Here is a 21162-nt window from a genome sequence, read left to right as displayed (position 1 = left end):
CGGGAGCGATTATCGAAAGGCCACCGGGGCGCACATACGCTGCGATGGCGGCGAATGGCTAGTGCTTTGGCCCTGTCATCCGTATTGCCTCCCGAGCACAGGCAGCACCGATCGGCAGCACTGGCGCTTTGGTATTACGCCGTAGCGCTTGTGGCCAAGTGGCTGCTGCATGGCTTAGGGAGTGGGTCCATCAGACGAACCCAACATCAAGGACAAGAACGTATCAGTCTGGTGGACGCTTCGTACTGTCCGAAGAACCGAGCGGGTACTAAGCTCGGCTCAAACAACAACAGCAGCGATTGTCATGTACCTGATCTGTGGCGAAGCCTTGTTCGATGTATTCACTGCGACCGGGGACGGCCCGAGCAACCGACTGACACTGGAGGCGGTTGCGGGCGGCTCACCCTTCAACGTCGCCGTCGGCCTTTCACGGCTTGGCGTGCCGGCAGCCTTGCTCGGCGGGATTTCCAGCGACAGCTTCGGCGAACGCCTGCGCCAGATCCTGAGTGAGGAAGGCGTGGTCGATAGCTACCTGGTGCCGTTCGAAGCACCCACCACGCTGGCGATGGTCGCGCTTGGCGCAGACGGCTCGCCGCGTTACAGCTTTCGTGGCGAAGGCTGCGCCGACCGTCTGCTCGAGGAAGCGCACCTCAAGCCGCTGAGTGACGATATCTGCGCCATTCATGTCGGCTCTTACAGCCTGGTTGTGCCGCCGATCGCCGATACCCTGCAGACGCTGGTCGCGCGTGAGAGCCACCGGCGCCTGATCTCCATGGATCCCAACGTACGCCTCAACGTCGAGCCCAGCCTGCCACGCTGGCGCGAACGCGTCGAGGCATTCGCCAAACATGCGCACCTGATCAAGGTCAGCGACGAGGATCTCGCGTTGCTCTATCCCGGCGAGGCACCCGAGCGCATTGCCCAAGGCTGGTTGAAGGATCGCTGTGAACTGGTATTGCTGACACGTGGCCGCGAAGGCGCGCAGCTGTTCAGCCGTAAGCATGGTCAGCTCTACGCAGCCGCAAAGCCTACGGTAGTTCGCGACACCGTTGGAGCGGGCGATACCTTCCAGGCCGCGCTGTTGAGTTATCTGCATGAGCAGCGTGTCCAGACCGCGGCGGGGCTTGCCGAACTGGATCGCGAACAACTCGAGGCGATGCTCGGATTCGCTGTGCAAGCAGCGGCCATCACCTGTTCACGCACCGGGCCGGACCTGCCCTACCGATACGAAATTGACTGGCCGAATTTGGTTCCAGGTCTATAAACCATAGGTCCTGTTCCGTTTCGCCGGTCGGCCATCGTAGGGTGTGCTCCGCGCAACGGCGACGGGGGCGCAGCTCATTCCCGGCATCCGCCGTTCGGTGCGCATAGCGCACCCTACAATCGATTACGTAACGTCCAGCCCCTGACAATAATTACCCTACGGCGCAGCGTGCAATGAAAGGACTGAAGATCTCCGATCCCTCCTACGAGCTGATGGACGACCACCACGGCAACTCGCTGATCTACCGGGAGCACGGCTTCCCCTGCCCTCTGGTGCGTTGGCATAACCACAAGGAGTACGAGCTGCACCTGATCGTCGCCAGTACCGGCAAGGTCTTCGTTGGCGATTACGTGGGCAACTTCGGTCCGGACAGCCTGTTTCTCACCGGCCCGCATCTACCGCACAACTGGATCAGCCAGGTCGATGACGGCGAAGTCGTCGCCAAGCGAGACATGCTGGTCAATTTCACCGACGAGTTGTTCGAAGCGGGCCACAGCGTATTTTCCGAGCTGCGCAGCCTGACGCCGATGCTCGAACGCTCGCGTTATGGCATCGAGTTCCGCTGCCGCCGCACGATCACCGAGGCCGGTCGATTGATGCAGCGAGTGGCTGACAGCCGCGGCGCCACCCGTCTCGGCTATTTCCTGATCATGCTCGAACTGCTCGCCAGTTGTGACGACTATCAACTGCTGTCCGGCACTACCTCAGCGCAGCTGGGAGATGACAACCACGCCGACCGCACCAACATGGCGGTCAACTACATCTTCGAGAACTACATGCGCGAACTGCCGCTCGAAGAAGTCGCCGGCCATCTGGGCATGAAGCCCACCTACTTCTCGCGCTTTTTCAAGCGTGCCACCGGGCGTTGCTATGTCGAGTTCGTGAACAGCCTGCGCATCAGCAAATCCTGCGAGCTTTTGCTGGACAACGAAAAGCCGGTCACCGACGTCTGTTTCGAGTCCGGTTTCAACAACCTCTCCAATTTCAACCGCCGCTTCCAGCAGCTCAAAGGCATGACGCCCTCGTGTTACCGCCGCCTGGTCGAGCAGCGGCTGACGGCGCAGAACCTGGCCGGCTGATACGCATCGTCATTGCTTCGCGGTGTCGCTTCCCGACTACCGAGGCGCCGTTTGCGCTGCCTCTCTGTATAGGTAACCCCGCTGCGCCGTGCTCTTCACCGTTGTCGAGCCGCGTATCACTGCACCCAGCACGATCAGACGAAAGTGCAAAAAAGTATCTAACGAAGTGCGGTCAGGGCTTTGTAACCACCTCGATGCGAGCGTTGTAATGCTCGCGAGACGCTCGTACGCAGTACACGAGCAACAACAAAAACAATAAGCGCTTCCACCGCCCTGGCGTGGAAGAGGAGTCCAGGATGAAAATCGTCAAACTGCTGCTCGGCACCACCTGTATTGCGATGATCGGCGCGACTCACGCGGCCGAAACCCTCACGGTCGCCACCGTCAACAATGCGGACATGATCCGCATGCAGCGCCTCTCCCAGACCTTCGAACAACAGAATCCCGAGATTGATCTCAACTGGGTCGTACTTGAAGAAAACGTACTGCGCCAGCGCTTGACCACTGACATCGCCACCCAGGGCGGGCAGTTCGACGTACTGACCATCGGCATGTACGAAGCCTCGCTGTGGGGTGACAAGGGCTGGCTAGCACCGATGACCGACCTGCCCGCCGATTACGATCTCGACGATGTATTCCCTTCGGTACGCGAAGGCCTATCGGTCGACGGCACCCTCTATGCGCTGCCCTTCTACGCCGAAAGCTCGATGACCTACTACCGCACCGACCTGTTCGAGCAGGCCGGTTTGCAGATGCCGGAACGCCCGACCTGGACGCAGATGGCTGAGTTCGCCGAGAAGTTGCACAAGCCCGATCAGGACCAGTACGGCATGTGCCTGCGCGGCAAGGCCGGCTGGGGCGAGAACATGGCATTGGTCACCACCGTCGCCAACGCCTTTGGCGCGCGCTGGTTCGATGAGCAATGGCAGCCTGAATTCAACAGTCCCGAATGGACCAAGGCGGCTACCTTCTATGTCGATCTGCTGAGCAAATACGGTCCACCGGGCGCCTCCAGCAACGGCTTCAACGAAAACCTGGCGCTGTTCAACACGGGCAAGTGCGCCATGTGGGTCGATGCCACCGTGGCTGGCTCCTTCGTCACCGACAGCTCGCAGAGCAAGGTGGCTGACAAGGTCGGCTTCGCCTTCGCGCCGCATCAGGACACCGACAAGGGATCGGCCTGGCTTTACTCCTGGGCGCTGGCGATTCCTACCAGCTCGCAGCAGAAGGAGGCCGCCAAGACCTTCGCCGCCTGGGCGACCTCCAAGGACTACGCCAAGCTGGTCGCCGAGACTGATGGCGTGGCCAACGTACCGCCGGGCACCCGCGAATCGACCTACAGCGAGGAGTACATGGCCGCGGCACCGTTTGCCGAGGTTACCCTGCAATCGCTGAAGCAGGCCGATCCCGCCTCGCCCTCGGCCAAGCCGGTGCCTTATGTCGGCATCCAGCTGGTGACCATTCCCGAGTTTCAGGCCATCGGCACCCAGGTCGGCAAGATGTTTGCCGCCGCCCTCACCGGGCAGATGCCGGTGGAGCAGATGCTAACCGCCGTGCAGCAGTCGACCACGCGCGAGATGAAGCGCGCGGGCTATCCCAAGTAGGCAGCCGTTACCTCCCATTGAGGGCTCGCTGAGCCCTCATCGGCCCTCCTTCATCTGGAGCACGACCATGGCTACCACAACCACTGCCTTGCCCAAGGCTCCCGACACTCGCATGGACAGCGAACCGACCGAGCGTCCTCGCCGGCGCCTCAGACCCAGCTGGTTTCTCGTCAGCCCATCCGTGGCATTACTACTGCTGTGGATGCTGGTACCGCTGTCGATGACCGTCTATTTCTCGGTCATCCGCTACAACCTGCTCTACCCGGGCGAAAACGATTTCGTCGGACTGGAGAACTTCCATTACTTCCTGACCGACGCCGGCTTCATGCCGGGCATGACCAACACCCTGATCCTGGTCGGCAGCGTATTGCTGATCAGCGTAGTGCTGGGTGTGTTGATCTCGGCACTGCTGGAAGCGGCCGATTTCGCCGGTCGTGGGATCGTTCGCGTGCTGTTAATTTCACCGTTTTTCATCATGCCGACGGTCAGCGCGCTGGTCTGGAAGAACCTGATCTATCACCCGGTCTCGGGCATCCTCGCAGCCGTCTGGAAGTTCTTCGGCGCGCAGCCGGTGGACTGGCTGGCGCAGCATCCGCTGGCATCCATCGTGATCATCGTCTCCTGGCAATGGCTGCCCTTCGCCATCCTGATCCTGATGACCGCCATGCAGTCACTGGACCAGGAGCAGAAGGAGGCGGCGCGCCTCGACGGTGCCGGCCCCATCGCCATCTTCTGGCACCTGACGCTGCCGCACCTGGCCCGCCCGATAGCAGTCGTGGTGATGATCGAAACCATCTTCCTGCTCTCGATATTCGCTGAAATCTTCACCACCACCAGCGGCGGCCCCGGTTACGCCTCCACCAACCTCGCCTACCTGATCTACAACCAGGCGCTGTTGCAGTTCGATGTCGGCATGGCGTCGGCAGGCGGGCTGATCGCGGTGGTCATCGCCAATATCGCGGCGATCATCCTGGTGCGGATGCTCGGCAAGAATCTCACCGAGAAATACTGAGGACAGACCGATGCTGACGCTGAAACAAAGCCGCCGCCTCAACACCCTGCTGGTTGGCGTACTCGCCTGGGCGGTGGCGCTGCTGCTGTTCTTCCCGATCTTCTGGATGCTGATGACCAGCTTCAAGACCGAGATCGACGCCTTCGCCACGCCGCCGCAATTCATCTTCACACCGACGCTGGACAACTACATGCACATCCAGGAGCGCAGCGGCTACTTCAAGTACGCCTGGAACTCGGTGACCATCTCCTTCGGTGCCACCGTCTTGGGCATGCTGATCGCCATTCCGGCGGCCTACTCGATGGCCTTCTTCGAGACCAAGCGAACCAAGGGCACCCTGCTGTGGATGCTCTCCACCAAGATGCTGCCGGCGGTCGGCGTGCTGGTGCCGATCTACCTGCTGGCCAAGCAGTTCGGCCTGCTCGACAGCCGCACGGTGCTGATCGTCATCTACACGCTGATCAACCTGCCGATCCTGGTCTGGATGACCTACACCTACTTCAAGGACATCCCGCGCGACATCCTCGAAGCGGCGCGCATGGACGGTGCCACCCTGTCGCAGGAAATGCTCCGCGTGCTGCTGCCCATCAGCAAGGGCGGGCTGGCTTCCACCATGCTGCTGTCGCTGATCCTGTGCTGGAACGAGGCTTTCTGGTCGCTCAACCTGACCTCAGCCAATGCCGCGCCGCTGACGGCGCTGATCGCCTCCTACTCCAGCCCCGAGGGTCTGTTCTGGGCCAAGCTTTCGGCCGTCTCCACCCTGGCCTGCGCACCCATTCTGATATTCGGCTGGATCAGCCAGAAACAGCTGGTCCGCGGCCTGTCGTTCGGCGCCGTGAAATAACGCCGAACCGAGAAGAACAACAGAGGATTCGAAGATGGCAAATCTGAAAATTCACAGCCTGAAAAAAGGCTTCGACGGCAACGAGATCATCAAGGGTGTCGACCTGGAAATCCGCGATGGTGAGTTCGTGGTGTTCGTCGGCCCATCCGGTTGCGGCAAATCCACCCTGCTGCGGCTGATCGCCGGCCTGGAAGAAGTCAGCAGCGGCCATATCGAGCTGGACGGCCGCGACATCACCCAGGTCAGCCCGGCCAAACGCGACCTGGCCATGGTGTTCCAGACCTACGCGCTCTATCCGCATATGACGGTGCGCAAGAACATGTCATTTGCCCTGGACCTGGCCGGGGTCGACAAGCAGGAAGTCGACCACAAGATCACCAATGCAGCGCGCATTCTCGGCCTGGAGCCGCTGCTGGAACGCAAGCCGAAACAGCTCTCTGGCGGTCAGCGTCAGCGGGTCGCGATCGGCCGCGCCATCGTGCGCAATCCCAAGGTATTTCTCTTCGACGAGCCGCTGTCCAACCTCGACGCCGCGCTACGGGTACAGATGCGGCTGGAGCTGTCGCGTCTGCATCAGGAACTGCAGGCGACGATGATCTACGTCACCCACGATCAGGTCGAAGCGATGACCCTCGCCGACAAGGTGGTGGTGCTCAACGCCGGCCGTGTCGAGCAGGTCGGCTCGCCGATGGAGCTCTATCACAGCCCGGCCAACCTCTTCGTCGCAGGCTTTCTCGGTACGCCGAAGATGGGCTTTCTCCAAGGCACAGTCGTCGGTGTACATGCCGAGGGTTGCGAGGTGGAACTGGACGCCAGGTGTCGCCTGCAACTGCCGCTGGGCGGCACGGCATTGTCCATTGGCGACCCGGTGACGCTGGGTATTCGCCCCGAACACCTCAACCGCAGCACCGACGGCAGCTGCCAGCTGGAGGTCAAGGCCGATGTCAGCGAACGTCTGGGCAGCGACACCTATTGCCACGTGCTCACTCAGGCGGGCGAGCCCCTGACCATGCGCATCCGTGGCGATTTCACACCGCGCTATGGCGAGTCACTGAAACTGACGCTCGATGCCGCCCACTGCCACTTGTTCGACAGCAAGGGACTGGCGGTCGGCCAGCCCCTGCGTCAGGTGGCCTGAATCAGCTTGGGCAGGCCGCCCAAACGGCAGCCTGCCATCCGCTCCCGTGTCGCCAACCGCTATGGCAGATCCCGTAGTTCGGACGCACACGCCTATCCGTGAGACATCCAATGAAGTTGAACGAACAAAATCTGCAACGCCTGCCGGCCAACATCAAGCGCCCCGGCTATGCCCTGGAAACGGTCAGCACCGGCATCGCCCATATCGGCGTTGGCGGTTTTCATCGGGCCCATCAGGCGGCTTATACCGATGCCCTGATGAATACCGGTGAAGGGCTGGACTGGGGCATCTGCGGCATCGGCACCCGCCCCGAGGAAAGGACCATGCGCGATGCCCTGGCGGCGCAGGATTATCTGTTCACCCTGGTGGAGCTGGATGACCGACCGGATACCGAGGTGCGGGTAATCGGCAGCATTCGCGACATGCTGCTGGTCGAGGATGGATCGGAAGCCGTAGTGGCCCGGCTGGCCGATCCGGCGATCCGTATCGTCTCGCTGACCATCACCGAAGGCGGCTACTGCATGGACGAAAGCACCGGCCAGTTCGACGCCTCGCTGCCGCAGATCCAGCACGACCTGGCCACCCCACGCGCGCCAATCAGCGTGTTCGGCCTGCTCTGTGCGGCGTTGGCCCGGCGGCGTGGCGCAGGTGTTGCGCCCTTCACGGTGATGTCCTGCGATAACCTACCGCACAACGGCGATGTCACCCGTAAGGCGCTGCTGGCCTTCGCGACGCTGGTCGATGCCGAGCTCGCCGGTTGGATCGAGCGCCACGTCAGTTTCCCAAACGCCATGGTCGATCGCATCACGCCGATGACCAGCGCCGCGCATCGTCAGGCGCTGCAGGAACAGCATGGCATTGAAGACGCCTGGCCGGTGGTCTGCGAACCCTTCGTGCAATGGGTGCTGGAAGACAAGTTCGTCAATGGCCGCCCCGCCTGGGAGATGGTCGGCGTGCAGTTCACCGACGACGTCGCACCCTATGAGGAAATGAAACTCAAGCTGCTCAACAGTAGCCATCTGGCGCTGACCTACCTGGGCGCTCTGCGCGGCTATCGCTACGTACACGAAACCATGGAAGACCCGTTGATCAGGCGCTACGTGCAGCGCTACATGGATGACGACGTGACGCCACAACTGGCACCAGTGCCCGGCATCGACCTCGCCCAGTACAAGCGCACACTGATCGAGCGTTTCTCCAATCGCGCCATCGCCGACCAGCTGGAGCGGGTCTGTTCGGATGGTTCCTCGAAGTTTTCCAAGTTCAGCGTACCGACCATCAACCGGCTAATCACCGACGACGCCGAGCTGGATCGCGCCGCGCTGGTGATCGCAGCCTGGGCGCTGTATCTGCGGGGCGTCGATGAGAATGGCGAGCGCTACCGGATTCTCGATCCACGGCTGGAGTTCTGCCAGGCCCTGGTCGCCGAGGACGAAGGACTGGCCGAGCGTCTGCTCGGCCGCGAGGATATCTTCGGTACGCAGATCCCGCGTTCGGCTGCATTTCGGGAGGCCTTCGAGCGCAACTTGACGCGGCTGCGTTCGCTGGGGGTGAAAGGCACGCTCGATCAGTTGCTCGCGAGCTAGGAGGCCCTATGTTTCTAGGCATCGACTGCGGTACCCAAGGCACCAAGGCGCTGCTGCTCGACGCCGCGACCGGAACCGTGCTGGGTGAAGGTTCGGCCAGTCATGAACTGAACAGCGGCCCTAACGGTCGCCGCGAGCAGGCGACCGAGCAATGGATCGAGGCGTTCGAGAAGGCTACGGCGGCTGCGCTGGCCCAGGCAGGGATCAAGGGAACAGCCGTGCTTGGCATTGGTGTTTCCGGCCAGCAGCATGGGTTGGTCACGCTGGACGCAGATGGCCAGGTTCTACGGCCAGCCAAGCTCTGGTGCGACACCGAATCGGCCACCGAAAACCAGCGCCTGCTGGACTGGCTGGGTGGCGAGACCGGCTCGTTGCAGCGCCTGGGTGTCGCCATCGCACCGGGTTACACGGTGTCCAAGCTGCTTTGGATGAAGGAGCAGCATCCCGCGCTGTTCGAGCGCATCGCGCACATCCTGCTACCCCATGACTACCTCAACTACTGGCTCACCGGGCGTTGTCGCAGCGAGTTCGGCGATGCCTCGGGCACCGGCTACTTCAACGTGCGTACCCGCTGCTGGGATCTGGAACTGCTACACCATATCGACCCGAGCGGTCGGCTGGCAGCGGCACTGCCGGAGCTGATCGAAGCCCACCAACCGATCGGATCGCTGCGTCCAGAACTGGCCGTGCGTCTGAGGCTCAATCCCCAGGCCCTGGTGGCCAGCGGTGGCGGCGACAACATGATGGGCGCCATCGGCACCGGCAATATCGCACCGGGCGCAATCACCATGAGCCTGGGCACCTCCGGCACGCTTTACGGATATGGCAATGAGCCCCACGTCAGTTCGCAGCCATCGGTCGCGACCTTCTGCTCCTCCAGCGGTGGCTGGCTGCCGCTGATCTGCACCATGAACCTGACCAACGCCAATGGCGCCATCCGCGAGTTGCTGCAGCTCGATCTCGAACAATTCAACGCACTGGTGGCACAAGCGCCCATCGGCGCGGCTGGCGTAAGCATGCTGCCGTTTCTCAACGGCGAACGCGTACCCGCCCTGCCCCAGGCCAGCGCCAGCCTGCACGGCTTGACCAGCGACAACCTCACTCGCGCCAATCTCTGCCGCGCCGTGCTCGAAGGCGTGACCTTCGGCCTGCGTTATGGCCTGGACCTGCTGCGGGACAGCGGCATCCGCAGCGAGCGGATTCGTTTGATCGGTGGCGGTGCAAAGAACCCACTGTGGCGGCAGATCATCGCCGACGTCATGGATGCACCAGTCATCTGCGCCACGCACAGCGAGGCCCCAGCGCTGGGCGCGGCTATCCAGGCGGCGTGGTGCCATGCGCGGCAGAGCGATGCGCAGGCCAGTCTTGCCGATATTTGCGAGCGTTGTGTCAGTCTGGACGAGACGACCTCAGTCGAGCCGGAGGCCGGTGCCGTCGCAGCTTACGAGCAGGCCTATCGGCGTTATCGCGGGCTGGTGACCGGCCTCCATAATCAGCAGGCGTGACACGTTCGCGAGCAAGCTCACTCCTACACGGGCCGAGAGACGCACGATCCAGTAGGAACGAGCTTGCGCGCGAACGCTTTGTCCAATCGCCAGCGCGCCACACCAGCAGATAACCCACGCATAAAAAAGGCAAAGCCAGGGTTCATGGCTTTGCCTTTCGGTACAACCAGAGCGCGTCAACGGCTACGCAGCGCCTCGCGCGGTACGTATTTGCCCAGCTCGTGCTTGGCGATCGAGGCGCGATGTACTTCATCCGGGCCGTCGGCCAGGCGCAGGGTGCGCTGCATGGCGTACCAGTGGGCCAGCGGGAAATCTTCGGAGACGCCGGCGCCACCGTGGATCTGAATGGCACGGTCGATAACCTTCAACGCCACGTTGGGAGCGACCACCTTGATTTGGGCGATTTCGCTGGCGGCGATCTTGTTGCCCACCGTATCCATCATGTAGGCCGCGTTGAGCGTCAGCAGGCGCGCCATATTGATCTCGATCCGGCACTCGGCGATGTGATCGAAGTTGGCCCCCAGGCGCGCCAGCGGCTTGCCGAACGCCGTGCGGCTGACCGAACGCTCGCACATCAGCTTCAGCGCCCGCTCGGCGACACCCACCGAACGCATGCAATGGTGAATGCGGCCCGGGCCAAGGCGACCCTGGGCAATCTCGAAGCCACGGCCTTCGCCGAGCAGGACGTTTTCGTAAGGCACACGCACGTTCTCCAGCAACACCTCGGCGTGGCCGTGCGGCGCGTCGTCATAGCCGAACACCGGTAGCGGGCGCAGTACCTTGAGACCGGGCGCATCCATCGGCACGAGAATCATCGAATGCTGCTGGTGGCGCGGCGCATCCGGATTGGTCAGGCCCATGAAAATCATCACCTTGCAACGCGGGTCGCAGGCGCCCGACGTCCACCACTTGCGGCCGTTGATCACCCACTCATCACCTTCACGCATGGCGCGGGCTTCCATGTTGGTGGCATCCGAGGACGCTACGCCCGGTTCGGTCATGCCGAAGGCCGAGCGGATCTCACCGCGCAGCAAGGGCTCCAGCCACTGCTTCTTTTGCGCTTCGCTGCCGTAGCGCACCAGCACTTCCATGTTGCCGGTATCGGGCGCCGAACAGTTGAAGGCTTCCGGGCCAAGGCCCGAGCTACCCATGATTTCCGCCAGCGGCGCGTATTCTGTATTGGTCAATCCGGCGCCCAATTCTGATTCCGGCAGGAACAGGTTCCACAGCCCTTCGGCCTTGGCCTTGGCCTTCAGCTCCTCGACGATGGCGGTGGGCTGCCAGCGATCACCCTCGTTGACTTGCTGATAGAAGATCTTCTCGGCGGGATAGACATGCGCATCCATGAACGCCTGCACGCGCTCACGCAGCTCTTGAACCTTGGGGGAATAGGCGAAATCCATGGGCAACCTTCTTCGGATTGGACGATGTAACGAAATGCTAGTGCAGGGCTGAAGATTTACCTACGCTATTTTCCTCGTGTATAAACATTCATCACCGATATATGATCGGCGCGAATGACCCAGCCGGAGAGCTTGCGGAAATGAACCTGAACAAGGTCGATCTCAACCTGTTTATCGTCTTCGATGCCATCTATACCGAGGCGAATCTGACCCGCGCCGGGCAGATCGTCGGTATCACTCAGCCCGCCGTTTCCAATGCCTTGGCGCGCCTGCGCGAGACCTTCAACGACCCGCTGTTCGTGCGCACCGCGCAAGGCATGGTGCCGACGCCGATGGCACAGAACATCATCGGCCCGGTACGCAACGCATTGCAGTTGCTGCGCGTGTCGGTGCAGGAAAGCCGTACCTTCAATCCGCTGCAGGCAAACAAGACCTTCCGCATTAGCATGACCGACCTCACCGAGGCCGTGGTGTTGCCGCCGCTGTTTCAACGCCTGCGCCGCATGGCACCGAACGTGAAGATCGAGAGCATGCTGGCCAAGCGCCGCGAGACCACCAAGGAGCTGGCGGCTGGGCGCCTGGACTTCGCCATGGACGCGCCACTAAATACCGACCCGCAGGTGCGTCACGTCAAGCTGCTCGAGGACAGCTATGTCTGCGCGATGCGCCGCGGTCATCCATTGGCGAAAGACAAACTGAGCGTCGAGGAATACTTATCGCTGTCGCACATTCATATCTCAAGCCGGCGCAGCGGTTTGGGCATGGTCGATCTGGCTCTGGGCAAGATGGGGCTGCAGCGCAAGATCGCCCTGCGCTCGCAGCATTACATGATGGCTACTCAGGTCATTCAGCACACCGATATGGCGGTGACCGTGCCGGAGCGTTTCGCCCGCCGCCACGACCTGCATCAGGTACCGCTGCCGGTGGATATTCCACCGCTGGAAACGCACATCTACTGGCACGAAAGCACGGATCAAGACCCGGCCAACCGCTGGATGCGCGAACAGATGATCGAGATCGCCCAGCAGGTCACGGCGGCGCAGCAGGCCGACTGATCTGTTGATGATGCCGGCAAGCGCAATGCCTGCCGGTTCAGTTTTCAGGCGCTTTCGCGCATTACCACTTCGAACCCCACATCGATCCGGCGTTGCGGTGGCGTTTCGCCGCGCATCAGGCTGAGCAGCATCTGCCCGGCCAGCGTGCCGATCTCGCCACGGATGGTGCGTACAGTCGTCAGCGCCGGGTGCATCCAAGCGGCGGCTGGTAGGTCGTTGAAACCGGCAATGGCCAAGCGCCCAGGAACGGCCAGCTGCAACTGGCGGGCACGGAATAGTGCCCCCAGCGCCAGGTCGTCGTTATTGAAGAAGATCGCATCGATGCCTGGCTGCTGGGCCAGTAGCCTGTCCAGCAGTTCGGCGCCAAGGCCGATGGAGGATACCTCCGGCGTCAGCAGCTCCAGCGCGGGGTCGTAGCGGGTGGCCTCGCGCATCGCCTGCCGATAACCTTCGGCACGCTGCAGGGTACGCGGATCGAGCTGCGCAGCGGCGAAGGCGATAGTGCGGTAACCACGCTCGAGCAGCTTGCGGGTCATTGCTGCGCCTGCTTCGTACTGGGAAAAACCGACGCAATAGTCCTCGTCCGCATCGCTCAGCTCCATCAGCGTAACGATGGGGCTGGTGTAGCTGCCCAGCACTTCGCGCGCGGCATCGCTGCGCTGGAAGCCGGTGACCAGAAGTCCCGCCGGCTGATGGGCCAGATACGCACGCAACAGGCGCTCGTCTTCCTCCGGACGGTAGTGACTAACGCCGATCATCAGCTCATACCCGGCCGGCATCAGGACTCGCTGAACCGCCTCGACGGTATCGACGAACACGGCGTTCGACAGTGAAGGGATGATCACAGCTACTAGATTCGAGCGCGCGCTGGCGAGGCTTCGCGCCGCGGTATGCGGCACGTAACCCAGCGCCTTGACCGCAGCCACGACGCGCTCGCGCAGCGCATCGGACACTCGCTCCGGTTGCGACAGCGCACGCGAAGCGGACATCAATGAACAACCAGCACTGCGAGCCACATCAGACAAAGTGACCCGCTCCAACGAGCGACGGCGACGAGAACTCATAGCGGGATCCAGCGACGAGAGGCGTGAATTCTACCTCGGCACGATGCCCCCGAAGGGGCGCGCAGGATCACTTCGGCGCCTTCGCGATTTCTGCCTGGACTTCATTGAACAATGGCTCGCCGACCGTATCGATCACGGTCTGAATCGCCGGCTTGGCCTGCTCGCGCATACGTTGGATTTCTTCAGGGCTGACCTTGTTGATCTCCATGCCGTGCTCTTCGATTTGCGCCAAGGCTTCGCGAGCTTCGGCACGGGTGTCCTCGCGCTCCGAATCACGCGACTTCTTCGCCGCGTCCATGATGATGTTCTGCTCGGTCTCGGACAGGCCATCCCACCAGCGCTTGGACGCTGTGACGATCCAAGGGCTGTAGACGTGATTGGTGACGCTCAGGTACTTCTGCACCTCATAGAATTTCGAGGAGAGGATGGTGTTGTAGGGGTTTTCCTGACCGTCGACCGCCTTGGTTTCCAGCGCGGTGAACAGCTCGGAGAACGGAAGCGGAACCGCGTTTGCGCCCATCTGCTTGAAGGTGTCGATGAATACCGGGTTGGGCATCACGCGCAGCTTGATACCGTTGAAGTCCTCCATCTCCTCGACCGGGCGCACGTTGTTGGTGAGATTGCGGAAGCCATTCTCCCAGTAGACCAGGCCAACCAGCCCTTTCTCTTCCAGCGCATCCATGACCTTCTGCCCTACCGGACCGTCGAGCACGTAATCCGCCTGCTTTTCGCTTTCAAAGAGGAACGGCGTATCCCAAACCGCCATTTCCTCGGCGATGCCAACCAGCGTTGCCGTCGAGCCAACCATCATTTCCTGCGCTCCACCCATCAGCGCGTTCTGCATCTGATCGTCCGAACCCAGGCTAGCGGAGGCGAAGGTCCGCATCTTGAGCTTGCCGTCGGACGCCTTGGCGATTTCTTCGGCAAGCAGCTTCGCCGCCCTGCCCTGGTTGCTGTCTTCGTTGAGGCCATAACCAAAGCGGATCATGCGCGAACGGACGTCGTCAGCCGCTTGTGCGCTGACCGCCGTGATGGCGCTACCGAGCGTGGTGGCCGCCAGGGCCGCTATGAGAAATCGTTTCATGCTGTCTTACCTTTTGTTGTTGTGGATGAAATGAAGGTGAAGCTTTTCTCGCCAAGGCGAAACTTGAATGCCGCTGCGAAGCGAGTACCTGCCCCGATCAGCGCAACCATTGCAGCGGCACGGTGATGATCGCCGGCACGGCTACCAGCAGTGCGACGATCAGCAAATAAATAACGAAGAATGGAATCACTCCGCGCACCAGTGTCTCCATGCGCAACCTGCCGATACCTCCGACAACGTTCAGCACAGTGCCCACCGGCGGCGTAATCAAACCGATGGAGCCGATCAATACGAACATCACGCCGAAGTACACCGGATCGATACCGGCCTTGACCGCGATAGGCGCCAGCACTGGTCCAAGAATAAGGATGGTCGGTGTCAGATCGAGCACCATGCCAATCGCAATCATCAGCACCATGATGGCAACCATCAGCAGCTTCGGATCTTGCGCCAGCGGGCCGAGCATCACGGCGATCTCGTCCGGCAGCTGCGCCAGCGTGATCATGTAGCCGGAAACAATTGCCGCGGCGCAGAGGAACATGACTGACGCCGTAGTACGGCTCGCGCGGGTCAGCACTTCTATTACGCCGCGCCAGTTGAGTTCGCGATACAGCAAGGTCGAAACGGCAAGCGCATAAACCGCTGCCACTACTGCTGCCTCGGTTGGCGTGAACAACCCGCCGCGTAAGCCGCCGACGATAATCACCGGGAGCATCAAAGCGGCTGCTCCGTCGACCAGCGCCTTGCGGCGCTCGGCACGGGTGGCTTTTTCCTGAGGGGGCTCTTCGATCTTGCGTGCGATCAACGTCCAGGCCACCACCAGACCCGCGCCCATAATCAAACCGGGCACCATACCGGCGAGGAACAGTTGACTGATCGACGTGTTGGTGACTACGCCATAAATCACGAAAGGCATCGAAGGCGGAATGATCGGGGCGATGATTCCGCCGGCCGCAACCAGGCCCGATGACGAACTCAACGGATAACCACGCTCACGCATCATCGGCAGCAACAGCGTGGCCAGCGCGGCAGTGTCCGCCAGTGCCGAGCCGGACATGCTCGCTAGAAGCACCGAGGCCGCAATCGCGACATACCCGAGCCCACCACGCTTGTGGCCGAAATAGGCCTGCGCCATGTTGATGATGCGGCGAGAAATGCCGCCGGCATTCATCAATTCACCGGCAAGAATGAAGAACGGCACGGCCAACAGTGGAAAGCTGTCGGCTCCGGCTTGAAGGTTCTGGGCCAGCAGTTGCACATCCCAGAAATCCAGATACCACATCAGCACCGCACCAGTGAGAATCAGCGCGAATGCGATCGGCATGCCGAAGGCCATGAAGCCAAACAGTGAAGAAAGGAAGACGACGACAGTCATGTACGGTCCTCAGGCGGGCATTGCCCTGTTGTTATCGATAAATCAGTCAGCCGTTACATTGGCGTCGGCGGCATGCGGCTGGGGCTGCCCGCGCCATACGTTCACGAGTTGCAAAAGCGCCAGGACCGTCAATGCGATCATGCTGGCCATCACTGGTAGCATCGCTACTGCCAGCGGATAGCCCACCACCGGGCTATTGATGTTCCAGCCGAACTGCATCTGGTTCCATCCGCCCATAGCAGCCATGCCGCTGGCAATGGCCACCATCAGCCAGCTGACCGAATCGACCAGGCGGCGAAACAACTTTGGAAAACGATCACGGATCATGCTGAAAGCCATCAGTTCTCCGCGGCGCATGCTCGACGCGACGCCAACGAAGACCAGCCAGACGAAGGCCAATCGCGAAAGCTCCTCGGCGCCAGTCCAACCGGTACCGAAGGCGTAACGCAGCACCACGCTGCTGAACACAACGATCACCATAAATGCGAGCAAGCCTGCCATCAGCCAATCGGTGATCCGATCAAAGCTCTGCGCTATTTTTCCGCTGTAAATGGGTGCGGTGGTCAACTCAGCGCCGCGCTCCAGCTCTGTGTTAGCGCTATCAAGCGGGCGTGCGGAAAGATCCTCGCGATCGGCGATTTCAAGTCCAGATTCATGCTGCATCCAGCTGACGATTTTTTCGAGAACCTGCTCGCGCGACTGGCTGGCATCGACTACCAGCACACCAGGTTCGCCTTCCGGCGATTCGAGTGTGGCGAACTGGCTGTCCACCAGGGAAATCGGCATGAAATGCCCAGCACGGCCACCGACGCGCTGAATCGCAGTGTCGTAATCGATGGACAGATGCGCGAAACGCAAGGCCGGCACTGCGTCGCGTAATAGATCACGATAGCGGCGCTTGAGTGCAGAACAGGCCAGCACGAAGCCGACATCGTCTTCGATTGCCTTATGCATCTCGACGATGAGTTTCTGCAGCCACTCCACGCGATCGGCGTCGGAAAGCGGCGTGCCGGCACGCATGCGTGCGACGTTTTCTTCGGGATGGAAGTTGTCGGCTTCGATATGGCGAAAACCCAGTGCATCGGCAACGGCATGGCTGGTGTCGGTCTTACCCGAACCGCTGACACCCATGACCACCAGCGTGCGGCTGGCGGCGCGAATGTCGCTATTGGAGTGGAAATCCACTATCGGCTCTCCAGCAGCATCAATGTGCCGCGTTATGATTGTTGAGCCAGATGGTAGCGCTAACATATTTTAACGATAACTACCGTTCGTCGCTTTTCGACTCTGCCAAATGGTCGTCTTGTTGGCGTCGGTGCTTCGGTTTTCTTCGCGTGCTGACTACAATCGCCGCCGCATCCGAGGAGACCTGTAATGCCCAAAGCCATGGCACGCCACATCTTGGTAAAGACCGAAGCCGAGGCCGCACAGCTGAAAAAGCGTATCGCCAATGGCGAAGCCTTCGACGTGCTGGCGAAGAAGTACTCGACCTGCCCCTCGGGCAAGAAAGGTGGCGACCTGGGCGAGGTACGCCCCGGCCAGATGGTGCGCAGCATCGATCAGGTGATTTTCAAGAAGCCGTTGCGTGAAGTGCATGGGCCAGTGAAGAGTCAGTTCGGCTATCACTTGGTGCAGGTCTTCTATCGCGACTGAGGCCCGTCAGCTCACAGTACCGAAGCGCTGCAACTGCATCTCCCGCAGCCGGCTCAGCGTGCGGCGAAAGGCGAACGAGAGATAGCCCTGGGTATAGAGCTCGTTCATCGGCACCTGCGCCTGCAGATACAGCGGTACCTGACGGTCATAGCATTCATCCACCAGCGCAATGAAACGTCTGACCGCATCGTCGCGTGCGGCCAGCTTGGGCAGTTCACGGTCCCCCGCTTCCACCCGAGCCGCCGCGTCTTCGGTGCCACGAGCGATGCGCCCTTCCCTCTGCTTGCTGCCTAGCCGTGGCACTTCGCTGATCAGGATTGAGGAGAAACGGTCGCACAGCTCGATGAAATCCAGTGCTGAAAACGGCTGCTCGAATAGATCGTCGAAACGACACCAAATTGCCGACTGGCTGCGATGCACCACCTGCAACGATCGCCGGCCAATGACCACAGGATCATTGCTGACGGTGCCTTCAGCCAGCTCAGCGAACACCTGCTGCAATTCACCGCTGCTTTCATCATCGCTGACCCAGTAACGCTGCAGCGCAGCACCGGGTCGCAGGCGATGGTCAGCGCCGCCATCCACACTCACCACCTGCATATGGTGCTCGATGGCGGTGATGGCAGGCAGAAAGCGCTCGCGATTGAAGCCATCGGCATACAACTGATCGGGCGGCTGATTGGATGTGGCGACGATGACCACGCCTTGCTCGAACATCACCTCGAACAGGCGGCCCAGGATGATCGCATCGCCGATATCGGCCACGAACAGCTCGTCGAAACACAGCACACGGACCTCTTCGGCCAGCTCACTTGCTAGCGCCCGCAGCGGATCGGCGGTGCCATTGAGCGCGAACAGCCGCATATGCACCCAGCGCATGAAGTGGTGAAAATGCTGCCGCCGCGACGGGACCTGCAAGCTGCGATGGAAGATATCCATCAGCCAGGTCTTGCCACGCCCCACCGGCCCCCACAGGTAGATACCACGAGGCGGACCCTCGATAGCGCCAGGCTGATGCAACGCCTGATAGCAGGTTTGCAGCAGCTCGACAGCACGCAGCTGCGCGGCATCGCTGACGAACCCGTCGCGGGCCATGGCCTGCTGATACAGGGCAAGCGGAGAGACGTTATCCATGAAATAAGCCGATATCGATGATGGCCGCGATGGTAGCCCAGCAACGCTTGAAGCACAGCTCTGGCGCTGGACGATCAGAACCGCCGCGACGCAGCCATCAGCCCATCGGCCTGTTGGCGAATCTGCGCCAGTAGTTCCAACTGCGCGGCGGACGACACTTCCTGCGCACGCACCAGTGCATGCAGCGGCACCGGAATCGCCGGCTCCAGCGGGCGTGCCTGCACGGCATGATCGCCGCCGGCCAGCGCGGTAAGCGGATCGACCAGGGCCAAGCCCTGCCCCGCCGCCACCAGCGAACGCGCCAGCTGGTAAGTCTGCACCCAGGTATTGATACGCGGCGGCGGCTCGAGCTCTTCGAGGTGGCCACGCAGCAGGCCGCCCAGCGCATCGCGGGTGTCCAGGCCGATCAGCGGCACATCGGCCAGTTCCTCCAACCGCACGGGGTTTGCCAGTTCGGCGTCGGCCCACCAGCTGGCTGGTGCGATCACCATCATCTGTCCCTGCGCGAGCACCTCGCTGCTCAAGCCGGGATGCTCCACCGTTTGCAGCGTCAGCCCAAGATCGGCTTCGCGCAACAACAAGGCCTCGACGATTTCCGCCGTGTGCTGGGTGGCGAGCTGGCACGGCGTACTGGCGAAACGGCTGCGCCAGCAGCGCAACGCTTCGGGCAGCAGCACCTGGGCCAGCGCAGGTGTGCAGATTAGCCGCAACGCCCGTTCCTCGCCGCGGCCGAGATTACCGGCCAGACGCCGAAGGCTCTGCAAGTCCGCAGCCAGACGTTCGGTTTCCTGTTGCAGGATGCGCGCTTCGGCAGTCGGCTGCAGCTTGCCGCGCACCCGATTGAATAGCGCGAAGCCGAGCTGCTGCTCGGCATGCTTGAGAATCTTGCTCGCCGCTGGCTGGGAGATATGCAACAGCTGCGCAGCGGCGGTCAGGCTGCCGGTCCGCAGGATGGCCTGAAAGAGTTCGATGTGGCGAAGGCGCATATGCAGGGTCCCCAGTGGTTGGGACGAAGCATAACCCTGGGTTATGTGTTGCCTCCAACCTTTCATTGGCCGCTTCGCTGGTGCGGACTTAGGCTTCTGTCATCCATCTCACGGAGCGGCACGATGCGAATTGCTGTAATCGGCGGCGGCGTCATCGGGCTGACCACGGCCTATGCACTGGTGCGCCAGGGCCATCAGGTCGAGCTGATCGAGAAGCGCGACCAAGTGGCGCTGGAGACCAGTTTCGCCAATGGTGGCCAACTGAGTTATCGCTACGTATCACCGCTGGCCGATGCCGGCGTGCCCTTGCAAGCGCTCGGCTGGATGTTCCGCGGCAACGATGCCCCACTGCGTTTCCGACCCAAGATGAGCATGCAGCAGTGGCGCTGGTGCGCGCGTTTTCTGCTCGCCTGCCGCCGCTCGACCAATCGGCGCAACGCCGCGCATTTGCTGCGCCTGGCCCTTCATAGCCAGCAGGTGCTGCGCAACTGGCGCGAACAGGACGGACTGGACGATTTCGCCTGGCGCGCCAACGGCAAGCTGGTGATCTACCGCGACCGCGCCAGCCTGGACAAAGCCGCAGCGGGTTTGAATGGCGACGGCAATCAACAGCTGTTCGATGCCGATCAATGCGCAGCTATTGAGCCCGCATTGCAGCCTTTGGCTGACGCGCTGCAAGGCGGCATCTACTCGCCCGGCGACGAGGTCGCGGATTGCCATCTGTTCTGCCGACGATTGCTGGAACGGCTTGGCCGATCGCCGAACTTTCAACTGCACGGCGGCCAGACCGTCACCGCATTGCGCAGCGAGCAGGGCCGGGTATGCGCGGTGCGGCTCGGCCCTGAAGAACTGGCCGTGGATCATCTGGTGGTTGCCGCCGGGGCTGCCAGCGTGGCGCTGCTGCGGCCGCTTGGCATCGAACTGCCGATCTATCCGCTCAAGGGTTACAGCCTGACGTTGCCCTTGCGCAACCATGCCGGTATCCCCGACACCAACGTGACCGACTACGACAACAAGGTGGTCTACGCGCGCCTCGGCGATAACCTGCGGGTGGCGGCGATGGTCGATATCGGCGGCTGGGATGCGAGCCTGGACCAGGGACGAATCGCCATGTTGCAGCGCCTCGCCAGCGAGGCCTTCCCCGCCGCCGGGGACTATCGCAGCGCTACCCAGTGGGCCGGTCTGCGCCCCGCTACCCCTGAGGGGACGCCGCTGCTCGGCGCGACTGAGCTCGACAATCTCTGGCTCAACGTCGGACATGGCAGCCTCGGTTTCACCCTGGCCTGCGGTAGCGCCGACCTTCTTTGTGGTCTGATTGGCGACCAGCGCCCTGCCGTTGCGCTGGATGGCCTGACCCTTACATCCTGACTGCATCA

18 protein-coding genes are annotated in these 21162 nt (G+C 61.8%); 11 read left to right on the top strand and 7 right to left on the bottom strand.

Annotated elements, in window-relative coordinates; translation table 11 throughout:
* Positions 1-304 precede the first annotated feature (304 nt).
* The 8 genes from E0D86_RS04275 (at position 305) to xylB (ending at position 10032) form a co-directional block, all read left to right on the top strand.
* Positions 305-1264 carry a carbohydrate kinase gene (locus E0D86_RS04275; RefSeq protein WP_131648713.1) on the top strand — a complete coding sequence of 320 codons (960 nt, stop codon included), beginning with the start codon at positions 305-307 and terminating at the stop codon, positions 1262-1264.
* Between the two features lie 173 nt (positions 1265-1437).
* Complete coding sequence (locus E0D86_RS04270) at positions 1438-2343, top strand: AraC family transcriptional regulator (protein ID WP_131648711.1); 906 nt, start codon at positions 1438-1440, stop codon at positions 2341-2343.
* 296 nt (positions 2344-2639) lie between these two features.
* The gene (locus tag E0D86_RS04265) at positions 2640-3947 is read left to right on the top strand and encodes a sugar ABC transporter substrate-binding protein (protein WP_131648710.1); all 1308 of its coding nucleotides are present in this window, start codon (positions 2640-2642) and stop codon (positions 3945-3947) included.
* Between the two features lie 67 nt (positions 3948-4014).
* On the top strand, positions 4015-4959 hold the full coding sequence (locus E0D86_RS04260) for a carbohydrate ABC transporter permease (RefSeq protein ID WP_131648708.1): 945 nt from the start codon (positions 4015-4017) through the stop codon (positions 4957-4959).
* Positions 4960-4969: 10 nt separating this feature from the next.
* A complete protein-coding gene (locus E0D86_RS04255; RefSeq protein WP_131648706.1) occupies positions 4970-5803 on the top strand; it encodes a carbohydrate ABC transporter permease in 834 nt (277 codons plus the stop codon).
* Positions 5804-5837: 34 nt separating this feature from the next.
* Entirely contained in the window at positions 5838-6941 is a 1104-nt protein-coding gene (locus E0D86_RS04250; protein ID WP_131648704.1) for an ABC transporter ATP-binding protein, read from the top strand.
* Between the two features lie 110 nt (positions 6942-7051).
* Positions 7052-8527: a mannitol dehydrogenase family protein gene (locus E0D86_RS04245; protein ID WP_131648703.1), complete on the top strand. Its 1476-nt coding sequence runs from the start codon at positions 7052-7054 to the stop codon at positions 8525-8527.
* A gap of 8 nt (positions 8528-8535) precedes the next feature.
* Positions 8536-10032, top strand: a complete 1497-nt coding sequence (gene xylB, locus E0D86_RS04240; RefSeq protein ID WP_131648701.1) for a xylulokinase — start codon at positions 8536-8538, stop codon at positions 10030-10032.
* A gap of 176 nt (positions 10033-10208) precedes the next feature.
* Here the strand turns inward: xylB and E0D86_RS04235 are convergent, their stop codons facing one another.
* Entirely contained in the window at positions 10209-11435 is a 1227-nt protein-coding gene (locus E0D86_RS04235; protein ID WP_131648700.1) for an acyl-CoA dehydrogenase, read from the bottom strand.
* Positions 11436-11575: 140 nt separating this feature from the next.
* On the opposite strand from E0D86_RS04235, the gene E0D86_RS04230 reads away from it, so the two are divergent.
* Positions 11576-12490 carry a LysR family transcriptional regulator gene (locus tag E0D86_RS04230; RefSeq protein ID WP_131648699.1) on the top strand — a complete coding sequence of 305 codons (915 nt, stop codon included), beginning with the start codon at positions 11576-11578 and terminating at the stop codon, positions 12488-12490.
* Positions 12491-12534: 44 nt separating this feature from the next.
* Here E0D86_RS04230 and E0D86_RS04225 read toward each other — a convergent pair whose 3' ends face one another.
* From E0D86_RS04225 to E0D86_RS04210, 4 genes are all read right to left on the bottom strand, one after another.
* Entirely contained in the window at positions 12535-13554 is a 1020-nt protein-coding gene (locus E0D86_RS04225) for a LacI family DNA-binding transcriptional regulator (RefSeq protein ID WP_131648697.1), read from the bottom strand.
* A 67-nt stretch (positions 13555-13621) separates the two neighbouring features.
* Positions 13622-14638, bottom strand: a complete 1017-nt coding sequence (locus tag E0D86_RS04220; RefSeq protein WP_131648696.1) for a TRAP transporter substrate-binding protein — start codon at positions 14636-14638, stop codon at positions 13622-13624.
* A 97-nt stretch (positions 14639-14735) separates the two neighbouring features.
* Complete coding sequence (locus E0D86_RS04215) at positions 14736-16013, bottom strand: TRAP transporter large permease (protein ID WP_131648695.1); 1278 nt, start codon at positions 16011-16013, stop codon at positions 14736-14738.
* 42 nt (positions 16014-16055) lie between these two features.
* A complete protein-coding gene (locus E0D86_RS04210) occupies positions 16056-17144 on the bottom strand; it encodes a gluconokinase, GntK/IdnK-type (protein WP_131648977.1) in 1089 nt (362 codons plus the stop codon).
* Positions 17145-17387: 243 nt separating this feature from the next.
* Here E0D86_RS04210 and E0D86_RS04205 point away from each other — a divergent pair, with 243 nt between their 5' ends.
* Positions 17388-17666, top strand: a complete 279-nt coding sequence (locus E0D86_RS04205) for a peptidylprolyl isomerase (RefSeq protein WP_014852742.1) — start codon at positions 17388-17390, stop codon at positions 17664-17666.
* Positions 17667-17672: 6 nt separating this feature from the next.
* Here E0D86_RS04205 and zapE read toward each other — a convergent pair whose 3' ends face one another.
* Both zapE and E0D86_RS04195 read right to left on the bottom strand, forming a co-directional pair.
* Positions 17673-18800, bottom strand: a complete 1128-nt coding sequence (gene zapE / locus E0D86_RS04200) for a cell division protein ZapE (protein WP_131648694.1) — start codon at positions 18798-18800, stop codon at positions 17673-17675.
* Positions 18801-18874: 74 nt separating this feature from the next.
* Positions 18875-19786 carry a LysR family transcriptional regulator gene (locus tag E0D86_RS04195; RefSeq protein WP_131648693.1) on the bottom strand — a complete coding sequence of 304 codons (912 nt, stop codon included), beginning with the start codon at positions 19784-19786 and terminating at the stop codon, positions 18875-18877.
* Positions 19787-19909: 123 nt separating this feature from the next.
* Here E0D86_RS04195 and E0D86_RS04190 point away from each other — a divergent pair, with 123 nt between their 5' ends.
* The gene (locus E0D86_RS04190) at positions 19910-21154 is read left to right on the top strand and encodes a D-amino acid dehydrogenase (protein WP_131648692.1); all 1245 of its coding nucleotides are present in this window, start codon (positions 19910-19912) and stop codon (positions 21152-21154) included.
* The last annotated feature ends 8 nt before the right edge of the window (positions 21155-21162 follow it).

Origin of the sequence: Pseudomonas sp. IC_126, from assembly GCF_004331835.1 — a bacterium.
Classification (GTDB): Bacteria; Pseudomonadota; Gammaproteobacteria; order Pseudomonadales; family Pseudomonadaceae; genus Stutzerimonas.
The sequence above is the reverse complement of the archived record's forward strand: the minus strand, read 5'-3'. Positions and strand labels throughout refer to the sequence as shown.

What these genes read in the sequence shown, in the direction of transcription:
- E0D86_RS04275 (WP_131648713.1), top strand. Translation starts at nt 305, where the DNA reads ATGTACCTGATCTGTGGCGAAGCCTTGTTCGATGTATTCACTGCGACC.
- E0D86_RS04270 (WP_131648711.1), top strand. Translation starts at nt 1,438, where the DNA reads ATGAAAGGACTGAAGATCTCCGATCCCTCCTACGAGCTGATGGACGAC.
- E0D86_RS04265 (WP_131648710.1), top strand. Translation starts at nt 2,640, where the DNA reads ATGAAAATCGTCAAACTGCTGCTCGGCACCACCTGTATTGCGATGATC.
- E0D86_RS04260 (WP_131648708.1), top strand. Translation starts at nt 4,015, where the DNA reads ATGGCTACCACAACCACTGCCTTGCCCAAGGCTCCCGACACTCGCATG.
- E0D86_RS04255 (WP_131648706.1), top strand. Translation starts at nt 4,970, where the DNA reads ATGCTGACGCTGAAACAAAGCCGCCGCCTCAACACCCTGCTGGTTGGC.
- E0D86_RS04250 (WP_131648704.1), top strand. Translation starts at nt 5,838, where the DNA reads ATGGCAAATCTGAAAATTCACAGCCTGAAAAAAGGCTTCGACGGCAAC.
- E0D86_RS04245 (WP_131648703.1), top strand. Translation starts at nt 7,052, where the DNA reads ATGAAGTTGAACGAACAAAATCTGCAACGCCTGCCGGCCAACATCAAG.
- xylB (WP_131648701.1), top strand. Translation starts at nt 8,536, where the DNA reads ATGTTTCTAGGCATCGACTGCGGTACCCAAGGCACCAAGGCGCTGCTG.
- E0D86_RS04235 (WP_131648700.1), bottom strand. Translation starts at nt 11,435, where the DNA reads ATGGATTTCGCCTATTCCCCCAAGGTTCAAGAGCTGCGTGAGCGCGTG.
- E0D86_RS04230 (WP_131648699.1), top strand. Translation starts at nt 11,576, where the DNA reads ATGAACCTGAACAAGGTCGATCTCAACCTGTTTATCGTCTTCGATGCC.
- E0D86_RS04225 (WP_131648697.1), bottom strand. Translation starts at nt 13,554, where the DNA reads ATGAGTTCTCGTCGCCGTCGCTCGTTGGAGCGGGTCACTTTGTCTGAT.
- E0D86_RS04220 (WP_131648696.1), bottom strand. Translation starts at nt 14,638, where the DNA reads ATGAAACGATTTCTCATAGCGGCCCTGGCGGCCACCACGCTCGGTAGC.
- E0D86_RS04215 (WP_131648695.1), bottom strand. Translation starts at nt 16,013, where the DNA reads ATGACTGTCGTCGTCTTCCTTTCTTCACTGTTTGGCTTCATGGCCTTC.
- E0D86_RS04210 (WP_131648977.1), bottom strand. Translation starts at nt 17,144, where the DNA reads ATGGGTGTCAGCGGTTCGGGTAAGACCGACACCAGCCATGCCGTTGCC.
- E0D86_RS04205 (WP_014852742.1), top strand. Translation starts at nt 17,388, where the DNA reads ATGCCCAAAGCCATGGCACGCCACATCTTGGTAAAGACCGAAGCCGAG.
- zapE (WP_131648694.1), bottom strand. Translation starts at nt 18,800, where the DNA reads ATGGATAACGTCTCTCCGCTTGCCCTGTATCAGCAGGCCATGGCCCGC.
- E0D86_RS04195 (WP_131648693.1), bottom strand. Translation starts at nt 19,786, where the DNA reads ATGCGCCTTCGCCACATCGAACTCTTTCAGGCCATCCTGCGGACCGGC.
- E0D86_RS04190 (WP_131648692.1), top strand. Translation starts at nt 19,910, where the DNA reads ATGCGAATTGCTGTAATCGGCGGCGGCGTCATCGGGCTGACCACGGCC.